Source organism: Pseudomonas xantholysinigenes (genome assembly GCF_014268885.2).
In the GTDB taxonomy this organism is placed as follows: domain Bacteria; phylum Pseudomonadota; class Gammaproteobacteria; order Pseudomonadales; family Pseudomonadaceae; genus Aquipseudomonas; species Aquipseudomonas xantholysinigenes.
In genome coordinates this window covers 1,005,157-1,016,210 of record NZ_CP077095.1, presented here as the reverse complement: position 1 = coordinate 1,016,210, position 11,054 = coordinate 1,005,157, and the positions used below count along the sequence as shown (strand labels likewise).

Here is an 11,054-nt window from a genome sequence, read left to right as displayed (position 1 = left end):
AAACTGCCGGTCTTGCCACCCCCTGCGTACCCCCAATGGCCTACAAACCCACCCCTGCCCGCCCACCTGCCGACCTGTTGCGCAAAGCCCGGCCACTGCGCCTGCTGCTCAACCAGGCCGAACGCCTGGAGCATCTGCAGCGCCTGCTGGAAAGCCAGCTGCAACCGGCCGCGCGCGAGCATTGCCATGTGGCGTCGTGGAAGGAAGGGACTTTGTTGCTGGTGGTTACCGACGGCCATTGGGCAACGCGCCTGCGTTACCAGCAGAAGCGCCTGCAACGCCAGCTCCTGTCCCTGGAAGCCTTCGCCAACCTGACGCGCATCCTTTTCAAGGTGCAGCCGCCTTTGGTCCCGGCCAAGCGCGAAGGGCATGGGCCGGAGCTTTCGCAAACGGCCGCTGAAAGCCTGCGCGGCTCGGCCGAGGGGATCAGCGATCCGAAGCTCAAGGCTGCACTGGAGCGCCTGGCGGCGCATGCGCAGGGCAAGAACTGAAGGCCTACTGTAGGAGCGCAAAGCTAAAGGGTGATGGAGGATCGGTGACCATAAAAAAGGCCACCCGAAGGTGGCCTTAATCACACTAGAGAGAGTGTTCGAACTTACACGGCCGCAACAGGGCGCATGTACGAGATCGGTGCCGTGCTGGCATCTTCGAACGTGACCACTTCCCAGGCATCGGTTTCCTTGATGAGCTTGCGCAGCAGCTGGTTGTTCAGCGCGTGGCCGGACTTGTAGCCCTTGAACTCGCCAATCAGGCTGTTGCCCAGCAGGTACAGATCACCAATGGCGTCGAGAATCTTGTGCTTGACGAACTCGTCATCGGAACGAAGACCGTCTTCGTTGAGCACGCCAGTCTCGTCGACCACGATGGCATTTTCCACGCTGCCGCCCAGTGCAAGGTTGTGCTTGCGCAGGTACTCGATGTCACGCATGAAACCGAAGGTGCGGGCGCGACTGACTTCCTTCACGAACGACGTGCTGGAGAAGTCGACGACCGCGCTCTGGGTCTGGCCCTTGAGGACCGGGTGATCGAAGTCGATCTCGAAGCTCACCTTGAACCCGTCGAATGGCAGGAAAGTGGCGCGCTTGTCGCCCTCTTCCACTGTCACTTCGCGCAGGATGCGGATGAACTTCTTCGGTGCGTCCTGTTCTTCCAGGCCGGCCGATTGGATCAGGAATACGAAGGGTCCGGCGCTGCCATCCATGATCGGCACTTCCGAGGCGGAGAGCTCGACGTAGGCGTTATCGATGCCCAGGCCCGCCATGGCGGAGAGCAGGTGCTCGACCGTATCGACTTTGACGTCACCGTTGACCAGCGTCGTCGACATGGTGGTCTCGCCGACGTTGGCCGCGCGCGCCGGGATTTCGACCACAGGGTCGAGGTCGGCGCGACGGAAGACGATGCCGGTGTCGACAGGCGCAGGCTTGAGGGTCAGGTAGACCTTCTCCCCGGAGTGCAGGCCGACACCTGTGGCACGGATGGTATTCTTCAGGGTGCGTTGTCTAATCATGGCATTGGCCGCTTCAGCGCAAATTGCGAACAGGTATCAACAAAGGCTGGGGATGATAACAGACCCGGCCTTTGCTGAACACCAATCACCCTTATACCCCTGATAAATTCCATTAATCGGCCTGACGACGCAGGAACGCCGGGATATCCAGGTAGTCCAGATCGTCCTGAGGGTTGAGTTTAGCTGCCGCCGCGGCACCTGCGTGGGCCTGGTTGCGCATCACGGTCGGACGCTCCAGGTCACGGTAGTTGACGGCCGACTGCTCCTGGCGAACCGGGGCCGGGTTGGACGACTCGTACACCTGCTGGGCGGTCTGCAGGGTGTTGTCGACGACCTTGACCGGCTTCTCGATGCGCGCGCCCAGGCCAGTGGCCACGACGGTCACGTGCAGCTCGTCGCGCATGTCCGGGTCGATCACGGTGCCGACCTTGACCATCGCGTGGTCCGAGGCGAAGGCCTCGATGATGCTACCCACGTCGGAGTACTCGCCCAGCGACAGGTCGGGACCTGCGGTGATGTTCACCAGGATGCCACGGGCGCCCTGCAGGTTGACGTCCTCGAGCAGCGGGTTGCGGATCGCCGCCTCGGTGGCTTCGCGAGCGCGGTTCGGGCCGCTGGCGCAACCGGTGCCCATCATTGCCATGCCCATCTCGCCCATCACGGTGCGCACGTCGGCGAAGTCGACGTTGATCATGCCCGGACGCTTGATGATGTCGGAGATCCCGCGCACGGCGCCGGCCAGCACGTCGTCGGCCTTGGCGAAGGCGGACAGCAGGCTGGCATCCTTGCCCAGGATGGTCAGCAGCTTCTCGTTGGGGATGGTGATCAGCGAGTCGACGCTTTCAGCCAGCATGCGGATGCCTTCATCGGCGATCTGCATGCGCTTGCGGCCTTCGAACGGGAACGGACGGGTCACCACCGCGACGGTGAGGATGCCCATTTCCTTGGCCACTTCGGCGATGATCGGCGCCGCGCCGGTACCGGTACCGCCGCCCATGCCGGTGGTGATGAACACCATGTTGGTGCCCTGCAGCACCTCGGCGATGCGCTCACGGTCTTCCAGCGCGGCCTGACGGCCGACTTCCGGATTGGCGCCGGCACCCAGGCCCTTGGTCACGCCAGTGCCCAGTTGCAGGATGGTGCGCGCGCCGATGTTCTTCAGCGCCTGGGCATCGGTGTTGGCGCAGATGAACTCGACGCCTTCGATGTTGCTTTTGACCATGTGGTTGACGGCGTTGCCGCCACCACCGCCGACACCGATCACCTTGATGACCGGACTTTGCGGGACGTTGTCTACGAGCTCGAACATTTTCCCTCTCCTTACAGTTCTCTAGTTGTCGCGCCTACCACTACTGCTTTGAAACTCAGAAGTTGCTCTGGACCCAACGCTTGAGTCGCTCAAGCACTGGACCCTTGGGTTCATCGCCATAGCTGTTGTTGCTGTTGCTGCTGTTGCTGATACCGGTCAGGGACGGATCCTCGGACTGCTTCTGCAGGCCGTAGGTGAGCAGGCCCACGCCGGTGGAATAGATCGGGTTGCGCACCACGTCGCTCAGGCCCCGAACGCTGTGCGGCACGCCCAGGCGTACCGGCATGTGGAAGATTTCCTCGGCCAGTTCCACGGCGCCTTCCATCTTCGCGGTGCCGCCGGTGAGGACGATGCCGGCCGGCACCAGGTCCTCGAAGCCGCTGCGACGCAGCTCGGCCTGGATCAGGGTGAACAGTTCGTCGTAACGCGGCTCGACCACCTCGGCCAGGGCCTGGCGCGACAGTTCGCGCGGTGGGCGGTCGCCGACGCTCGGCACCTTGATGGTCTCGCCGGCGCCAGCCAGCTTGGCCAGGGCGCAGGCGTAGCGGATCTTGATTTCCTCGGCGTACTGCGTAGGGGTGCGCAGGGCCATGGCGATGTCGTTGGTGACCTGGTCGCCAGCGATCGGGATCACCGCGGTGTGACGGATCGCGCCTTCGGTGAAGATGGCGATGTCGGTGGTACCGCCACCGATGTCCACCAGGCACACGCCCAGTTCTTTTTCGTCGTCGGTCAGTACCGAATACGCCGAGGCCAGTTGCTCGAGGATGATGTCGTCGATTTCCAGGCCGCAGCGGCGCACGCACTTCTCGATGTTCTGCGCGGCGTTGACCGCGCAGGTGACCACGTGGACCTTGGCCTCCAGACGCACGCCCGACATGCCCAGCGGTTCGCGCACGCCTTCCTGGTTGTCGATCACGTAATCCTGCGGCAGGGTGTGCAGCACCCGCTGGTCAGCCGGGATGGCCACCGCCTGGGCGGCGTCGAGCACGCGCTCGAGGTCGGCGGTGCTGACTTCGCGGTCGCGAATGGCGACGATACCGTGGGAGTTGAGGCTGCGGATGTGATTGCCAGCCACGCCGACGAACGCCGAGTGAATGCGGCAGCCGGCCATCAGCTGGGCCTCTTCCACGGCGCGCTGGATCGACTGCACGGTCGATTCGATATTCACCACCACCCCCTTCTTCAGGCCGCGCGATGGGTGGGTGCCGATGCCCACGATCTCCAGGGTGCCGTCCTCGCCGACCTCACCCACCAGCGCCACCACCTTGGAGGTGCCGATGTCCAGCCCGACGATCATTTTGCCGCTATGCGCGTTTGCCATGGTCCTGCCTCTCTCTAATTCTTCGCAACGGCGGGTTGGGCCGTCGTCGGTGCATTCGGTTCCCGCCAACCAACGGCAAGTCCGTTGGAATAACGCAGATCGATGCGGGCGATATTGGTGATCTGGTCTTTAAGCGTCTTGTCGTAAATGGCAATGAAACGGCGCATCTTCTCCACCAGGTGGTCGCGCCCCAGCAGCAGCTCGATGCCTGGGCCGGCGCTACCCGCGCCGGTGGTCAGGAACCAGCTGCCTCGCTCGCGCAGCTCCAGGCGAGCGATGGAAAAGCCCATGGGGCGCAGCATCTGGCTCAATACCTGATACTGCTGCATGACTTGTTGCTGAGCGCGCTGCGGCCCGAACAGCTGCGGCAGGTGCTCGTAGTTGGCCAGTTCACGCGGGGTGAAGGCCTGGCCCTGGTTGTTGAGCAAGGCCTCGTCGCCCCAGCGTGCCACCGGCAACTGTTCTTCCAGGCGGATCACCACCTCGTCCGGCCACACCCGGCGCACTTCGGCGTGGGCGATCCAGGGCATCTGCTCGAGCTCGACACGCATGGCCGCAAGGTCCACGGTGAAGAAGCTCGCCGCCACGTAGGGCGCGATCCGTTGCTGCACCGACTGCTGGCTGATGTAGCTGAGGTCGCCCTGCACGTCGATCTTGGTGATCGGCCGGTCGGCGTAGGGCATCAGGCGGATGGCGCCTTCATAGGCGCCAAAGCCCGCGGCGACCAGCAGCACCGGCCACAGCAGGCGCTTGAGACCACCGAAGCTTGGCCGTGGCAGGCGCGCCGATACGGGCTCGTCGGCCACCAGTCGGCTGGCACCGCGCGGCACCGGCTTACTACGGCCGGTCACGGGGGGCTGCTGACGTATCATTGCGCCTTGCATGGCTGGTTAACCTCGCTTGTCTACGCTGTCGGCCAGGATCGCCAGCACCAGTTGCTGGAAATCCAGGCCGGCGGCACGGGCCGCCATGGGCACCAGGCTATGGTCGGTCATGCCCGGTGCGGTGTTGACTTCGAGCAGCCAGAAACGACCCTGCTCGTCCTGCATCACGTCCAGCCGGCCCCAGCCTTCGATGCCGATGGCATCGCAGGCGCGCGCGGTCAGGTCGATCAGTTCCTGTTCCTTGGCACTGTCCAGGCCGCACGGGATGCGGTACTGGGTGTCATTGGCGATGTACTTGGCGTCGTAGTCGTAGAACACGTGCGGGGTGCCCAGCGCGATCGGCGGCAGCACCTGGCCACGCAGCACGGCGATGGTGAACTCCGGCCCGTGGATCCACTGTTCGACCAGCACTTGCGAATCGTACTTGGCGGCGTCTTTCCAGGCGGCAACCAGCTCTTGCTCGCTGTTCACCTTGGCCATGCCGATGCTCGAACCTTCATGGGCAGGTTTGACGATCAACGGGAAGCCCAGTTCCGCACTGGCGGCCACGCAATCCTGCTCGCTGCCCAGCACCGCGTGGCGCGGGGTCGGGATGCCCAGGCTCTGCCACACCTGCTTGGTGCGTAGTTTGTCCATGGCCAGCGCCGAGGCGAGAATGCCGCTGCCGGTGTAGGGGATGCCCAGGCATTCGAGCAGGCCCTGCATGCTGCCGTCCTCACCGCCACGGCCGTGGAGGATGATGAAGGCGCGGTCGATCTTCTCGCTCTGCAGGCGGCTGAGCAAATCGTCACCGACATCAATGGCGACCACGTCGACACCGGCGCTGGTCAGCGCCTCGATGACCGCCGCGCCGGATTTCAGCGACACCTCGCGCTCGGCGCTCTTGCCCCCGTACAACACGGCGACACGACCGAAGGCCTTGACGTCGAGGGTGGAATGCAGCTTGTCGTAGGCGCTGGTCATTTCGACTTCTCCTGCTTGGCGCCAGCGAACAGCGGGCTTTTCATCAGTTGCGGGGCCAGGCCACCGACGTCACCGGCACCCTGGCAGATCAGGATGTCGCCAGCGCGCAGCAGCGGCTTGACCAACGGCGCGAGCTCGGCGCCACGTTCGATGTAGATCGGGTCGAGCTTGCCGCGCTGGCGGATGCTGTGGCACAGCTGGCGGCTGTCGGCGCCGGGGATCGGCTCTTCGCCGGCCGGGTAGACCTCCATCAGCAGCAGCACGTTGGCATCGCCCAGCACCTGCACGAAGTCGTCGTACAGATCGCGCGTGCGGCTGTAGCGGTGCGGCTGGTAGACGATCACCAGGCGGCGGCTCGGCCAGCCGCCACGCACGGCCTTGATCACCGCGGCGACTTCGGTCGGGTGGTGGCCGTAGTCATCGACCAGCATCACGCTGCCGCCGTCGACCGGCAGTTCGCCGTACACCTGGAAGCGTCGGCCAACGCCCTGGAAGCCAGACAGACCCTGGACGATGGCTTCGTCGCTGATGCCTTCGTCGGTGGCGATGGCGATGGTGGCCAGGGCGTTGAGCACGTTGTGGTTGCCGGGCATGTTGACCGACACCTCCAGCGGCTCGCAGTCGCGGCGCAGCACGGTGAAGTGAGTCTGCATGCCCTGCTGACGCACATTGATGGCGCGGATGTCGGCCTCTTCGCTGAAACCGTAGGTCACGGTCGGACGCTTGACCTGCGGCAGGATCTCACGCACCACCGGGTCGTCCAGGCACATCACCGCCAGCCCGTAGAACGGCAGGTTGTGCAGGAACTCGACGAAGGTCTTCTTCAGCTTGTTGAAGTCGCCTTCGTAGGTGGCCATGTGGTCGGCATCGATATTGGTGACCACGGCCACCATCGGCTGCAGGTGCAGGAAGCTGGCGTCGCTCTCGTCGGCCTCGGCAATCAGGTAGCGGCTGGTGCCCAACTGCGCGTTGGTGCCGGCCGCGGTCAGGCGACCACCGATGACGAAGGTCGGGTCCAGGCCTCCGGCGGCGAATACCGAGGCCAGCAGGCTGGTGGTGGTGGTCTTGCCGTGGGTACCGGCCACCGCCACGCCATGGCGATAGCGCATCAGCTCGGCGAGCATCTCGGCACGCGGCACCACGGGAATGCGCCGCTCCAGCGCGGTGGCGACTTCCGGGTTGGCCGGGTTGATCGCGCTCGACACCACCAGCACGTCGGCGGTGGCGGCGTTTTCGGCGCGGTGGCCGACGAAGATCTGCGCGCCGAACGACTGCAAGCGCTCGGTCACCGGCGACTCTTTAAGGTCGGAGCCGGACACTTCATAGCCCAGGTTCAGCAGCACTTCGGCGATACCGCACATGCCCACGCCGCCGATACCGACGAAGTGGATGCGACGGATACGGCCCATCTTCGGTTGCGGCATGGCTTTCTGGCTTTCAACCATGGGCCACCTCCAGGCAGATATCGACCACGGTGCTGGTTGCATCAGGCTTGGCCAGGCGCCGCGCGGTGCCGGCCATGGTGTTGAGTTTCTCGGGTTGCATCAGCACCTCGTTCAGGCGTTCAGCGAGCTGCGCTGCGCCAGTTGTCGCTTGTGGCATCAGGAAGGCGGCGCCTTCACGAGCCAGGTATTGGGCGTTGTGGGTCTGGTGGTCGTCGATGGCATGGGGCAAAGGCACCAGCATCGAGGGCAGGCCCGCCGCCGCGAGTTCGCTGACGGTCAGGGCGCCGGCCCGGCACACCACCATATCGGCCCAGCCATAGGCGTGGGCCATGTCCTTGATGAACGGTTCGACCTGGGCCTCGACCCCCGCCTCGTGGTAACGCTCGGCGGTGACGGGCGCGTGGTTTTTCCCGGCCTGGTGGAACACCTCGGGGCGCAGGTTAGCCGGCACTTCGGACAGGGCCTTAGGCAACAATTTGTTCAATGGTTCCGCACCCAGGCTGCCCCCCATCACCAACAGGCGCGCACGGCGCCCGGCCAGGGGCGCGCGCGCAGCGTCCATGAACAGCTCGGGGCGCACCGGATTACCGCTGGTGCGCAGCTTGTCGCTGGCGGCAAAGGTGTCCGGGAAGGCCTGGCAAACCCGCGCGGCCATCGGCAGCAGCAGGCGGTTGGTGGTGCCGGCGCGGGCGTTCTGCTCGTGGATCACCAACGGCACGCCGCACAGCCGCGCGGCCAAGCCGCCAGGGCCGGTCACATAGCCACCGAAGCCGACCACGCAGACCGGCTTGAGCTCACGCACGATGCGCCGTGCCTGGAGCACGGCCTTGACCAGGGTGAACGGTGCCTTGAGCAGCGACAGCTTGCCCTTGCCACGCAGGCCGCTGACCTGGATCAGGTGCAGCGGCAAGCCGGCCTGGGGCACCAGCTCGTTCTCGATGCCACGCGGGGTGCCCAGCCAATGCACGCTGTAGCCGCGCGCCTGGAACTCGCGGGCGCAGGCCAGGGCCGGGAATACGTGGCCGCCGGTGCCGCCGGCCATGATCAGGACGTTCTTGCCGTCAGCGGCCATGGTTGGGCTCCTCGGCAAAATCGCTCTCGTTGAATTCATGCTCCTCGCTGCCCAGGTGCGTGCGGCTCTCCCACTCGATCCGCAGCAACAGCCCGACGCAGGCGCAACAGATCACCAGCGAGCTGCCGCCGTAGCTGAGGAACGGCAGGGTCAGGCCCTTGGTCGGCAGCAGGCCGACGTTCACGCCGATGTTGATCAGGAACTGGCCGATCCACAGGAACGACAAACCGAACGCCATGTAGGCGGCGAAGAATTGCTTGGCCTTCTCGGCCCACAGGCCGATGTACAGCGCGCGCACGGTGATGAACACGAACAGCGCGATGGTCAGCAGTGAGCCGATCACCCCCAGCTCTTCGGCCAGCACCGAGAACACGAAGTCGGTGTGCGCCTCGGGCAGGTAGAACTGCTTCTGCACGCTGTTGCCCAGGCCCACGCCCAGCCACTCGCCACGGCCAAAGGCGATTAACGCCTGGGTCAGCTGGTAGCCGGAGCCGAACTGGTCGGACCAGGGGTCGGTGAAGGTGATCAGGCGCGCCATCCGGTAGGGCTGGGCCTGGACCAGCACCACCACCGAGATCACCGCCAGCACCACCATCAGCGAGAAGCGGAACAAGCCCACCCCACCAAGGAACAACATGGCCGCCGCGGCGCCCATCATCACCACCGTGGCGCCGAAGTCCGGTTCCATCAGCAGCAGGCCGGCCATCGGCAACAGCACGATGAACGGCTTGAAGAAGCCCATCCAGCTTTCACGCACCTCGGTCTGCCGACGCACCAGGTAGCCGGCAAGGTAGATGACCACGAAGACCTTGGCGATCTCCGACGGCTGGACGTTGAAGAAGCTGAAGCCGATCCAGCGCATCGAGCCGTTCACTTCGCGGCCGATGCCGGGCACCAGCACCATGACCAGCAGGCCGAAGGCGCCGATCAGCATCATGAAGCCCATGCGCTGCCAGGTGGCGATCGGCACCATCATGGTCATCACCCCGGCACCGAGGCCCAGGGCGACATACACCAGGTGACGGAACATGTGGTACAGCGGATTACCCGACTGCACCGCGGCCACTTCCGAGGAGGCCGAAGTGATCATCACCAGGCCCAGGCCGAGCAGCGCCAGGCAACCGGCCAGCAGTGGGAAGTCGAGGTCGATGCCACGGCCACTGATCAGCGGCGACGGGTACGGCTTGAGGATGCCGAAGATCATGCCAGCTCCTCCACTGCCTGGGCGAACAGGCGCCCGCGTTCTTCGAAGTTCTTGAACATGTCGAGGCTGGCGCAGGCCGGCGACAGCAGCACCGCGTCCCCGGGCTGGGCCAGTTCGGCGCAGCGTTGCACGGCTTCGTCCAAGGTCTTGACCCGAACTTGCGCCACGGCCTCGCCCAAGGTCTCGGCCAGGCGCTCGGCATCGCGCCCCAGCAGCACCACGGCACGGCAGTGTTGCGCCACTGGCTCGCGCAGGGCGGTGAAGTCGGCGCCTTTACCATCGCCACCGGCGATCAGCACCAGCTTGCCTTCGATATCGGCGCCCAGGCCTTCGATGGCGGCCAGGGCGGCACCGACGTTGGTGGCCTTGGAATCGTCGTACCAGTTCACCCCGCTGCGCTCGCGTACCCACTGGCAGCGATGGGCCAGGCCCTTGAATTCGCGCAGGGCCTCGAGCATGGGCTCGAATGGCAGGCCAGCGGCATGGCCGAGGGCCAGGGCGGCCAAGGCGTTGCTGTGGTTGTGGGCGCCACGGATCTTCAGCTCACGCACTGGCATGAGCGTCTGGAATTCGAACGCCAGGTACTTCTCGCCGTCGACTTCGCGCAGGCCAAAGGCCTTGAAGTCCGGCGCGTTGAGACCGAAGCTCCAGCTCGGCCGGCCTTCGACCGGCAACGGACGGCTCAGGGCATCCTGGCGGTTCACCACCACCTGGCGGGCGCCGCGGAAGATCCGGTGCTTGGCCAGGTGATAGGCCGGCAGGCCGCTGTAGCGGTCCATGTGGTCTTCGCTGATGTTCAGCACGGTGGCCACTTCGGCGTTGAGCTGGTCGGTGGTCTCCAGCTGGAAGCTCGACAGCTCCAGCACGTAGAGTTCGATGCTGTCGTCGAGCAGGTCCAGCGCCGGGGTACCGAGGTTGCCGCCGACTGCCACACGTTTGCCTGCCTGGGCGGCCATCTCGCCGACCAGGGTGGTCACGGTGCTCTTGGCATTGGAACCGCTGATGGCGACGATCGGTGCCTTGGCGTGGCGGGCGAACAGCTCGATGTCGCCGGACAGCTTCACGCCGCGCGCCGCCGCCTGCTGCAGGGCCGGAGTGGCCAGGGCCAGGCCGGGGCTCACGTAAAGCTCGCTGGCGCGGCAGAGGAACTCGACGTCCAGTTCGCCACAGCGCACTTCCACCTGCGGGTATTCACGGCGCAGGGTGTCCAGTTCCGGCGGTTGCTCGCGGGTGTCGGCGACCGCAAAGGCAATGCCCCGGTTCGCCAGGAAGCGAACCAGGGACATGCCGCTCTTGCCGAGGCCGACAACGATGCGGAATTGGTCGGAAGCGATCAGTGACACGCT

The 11,054-nt window shown here is 65.2% G+C and carries 10 protein-coding genes; 1 reads left to right on the top strand and 9 read right to left on the bottom strand.

Annotated elements, in window-relative coordinates:
• Nucleotides 1–35: 35 nt before the first annotated feature.
• Complete coding sequence (locus HU772_RS04710; protein ID WP_186661555.1) at nucleotides 36–491, top strand: DUF721 domain-containing protein; 456 nt, start codon at nucleotides 36–38, stop codon at nucleotides 489–491.
• Nucleotides 492–595: 104 nt separating this feature from the next.
• Here HU772_RS04710 and lpxC read toward each other — a convergent pair whose 3' ends face one another.
• From lpxC to murD, 9 genes are all read right to left on the bottom strand, one after another.
• Nucleotides 596–1,507: a UDP-3-O-acyl-N-acetylglucosamine deacetylase gene (gene lpxC / locus HU772_RS04705; RefSeq protein ID WP_186661556.1), complete on the bottom strand. Its 912-nt coding sequence runs from the start codon at nucleotides 1,505–1,507 to the stop codon at nucleotides 596–598.
• Nucleotides 1,508–1,619: 112 nt separating this feature from the next.
• Nucleotides 1,620–2,816, bottom strand: a complete 1,197-nt coding sequence (gene ftsZ / locus HU772_RS04700; protein ID WP_186661558.1) for a cell division protein FtsZ — start codon at nucleotides 2,814–2,816, stop codon at nucleotides 1,620–1,622.
• Between the two features lie 55 nt (nucleotides 2,817–2,871).
• Complete coding sequence (gene ftsA, locus HU772_RS04695; protein WP_134691051.1) at nucleotides 2,872–4,140, bottom strand: cell division protein FtsA; 1,269 nt, start codon at nucleotides 4,138–4,140, stop codon at nucleotides 2,872–2,874.
• A gap of 14 nt (nucleotides 4,141–4,154) precedes the next feature.
• The gene (locus HU772_RS04690) at nucleotides 4,155–5,024 is read right to left on the bottom strand and encodes a cell division protein FtsQ/DivIB (protein ID WP_186661559.1); all 870 of its coding nucleotides are present in this window, start codon (nucleotides 5,022–5,024) and stop codon (nucleotides 4,155–4,157) included.
• A gap of 6 nt (nucleotides 5,025–5,030) precedes the next feature.
• Nucleotides 5,031–5,987, bottom strand: a complete 957-nt coding sequence (locus HU772_RS04685; RefSeq protein WP_186661561.1) for a D-alanine--D-alanine ligase — start codon at nucleotides 5,985–5,987, stop codon at nucleotides 5,031–5,033.
• Nucleotides 5,984–7,432: a UDP-N-acetylmuramate--L-alanine ligase gene (gene murC, locus HU772_RS04680; RefSeq protein WP_134691057.1), complete on the bottom strand. Its 1,449-nt coding sequence runs from the start codon at nucleotides 7,430–7,432 to the stop codon at nucleotides 5,984–5,986. The genes HU772_RS04685 and murC overlap by 4 nt, the downstream gene beginning before the upstream one ends.
• On the bottom strand, nucleotides 7,425–8,504 hold the full coding sequence (gene murG, locus HU772_RS04675; protein ID WP_186661562.1) for an undecaprenyldiphospho-muramoylpentapeptide beta-N-acetylglucosaminyltransferase: 1,080 nt from the start codon (nucleotides 8,502–8,504) through the stop codon (nucleotides 7,425–7,427). Before murG ends, murC begins: the two co-directional genes overlap by 8 nt.
• Nucleotides 8,494–9,708 (bottom strand): putative lipid II flippase FtsW, encoded by a 1,215-nt coding sequence (gene ftsW, locus HU772_RS04670; RefSeq protein ID WP_189665077.1) that lies wholly within the window; start codon nucleotides 9,706–9,708, stop codon nucleotides 8,494–8,496. The genes murG and ftsW overlap by 11 nt, the downstream gene beginning before the upstream one ends.
• A complete protein-coding gene (murD, locus tag HU772_RS04665) occupies nucleotides 9,705–11,051 on the bottom strand; it encodes a UDP-N-acetylmuramoyl-L-alanine--D-glutamate ligase (RefSeq protein ID WP_186661563.1) in 1,347 nt (448 codons plus the stop codon). Before murD ends, ftsW begins: the two co-directional genes overlap by 4 nt.
• Nucleotides 11,052–11,054: the final 3 nt, after the last annotated feature.

Coding starts and splice junctions, on each gene's coding strand:
- HU772_RS04710 (WP_186661555.1), top strand. CDS start 36: ATGGCCTACAAACCCACCCCTGCCCGCCCACCTGCCGACCTGTTGCGC.
- lpxC (WP_186661556.1), bottom strand. CDS start 1,507: ATGATTAGACAACGCACCCTGAAGAATACCATCCGTGCCACAGGTGTC.
- ftsZ (WP_186661558.1), bottom strand. CDS start 2,816: ATGTTCGAGCTCGTAGACAACGTCCCGCAAAGTCCGGTCATCAAGGTG.
- ftsA (WP_134691051.1), bottom strand. CDS start 4,140: ATGGCAAACGCGCATAGCGGCAAAATGATCGTCGGGCTGGACATCGGC.
- HU772_RS04690 (WP_186661559.1), bottom strand. CDS start 5,024: ATGCAAGGCGCAATGATACGTCAGCAGCCCCCCGTGACCGGCCGTAGT.
- HU772_RS04685 (WP_186661561.1), bottom strand. CDS start 5,987: ATGACCAGCGCCTACGACAAGCTGCATTCCACCCTCGACGTCAAGGCC.
- murC (WP_134691057.1), bottom strand. CDS start 7,432: ATGGTTGAAAGCCAGAAAGCCATGCCGCAACCGAAGATGGGCCGTATC.
- murG (WP_186661562.1), bottom strand. CDS start 8,504: ATGGCCGCTGACGGCAAGAACGTCCTGATCATGGCCGGCGGCACCGGC.
- ftsW (WP_189665077.1), bottom strand. CDS start 9,708: ATGATCTTCGGCATCCTCAAGCCGTACCCGTCGCCGCTGATCAGTGGC.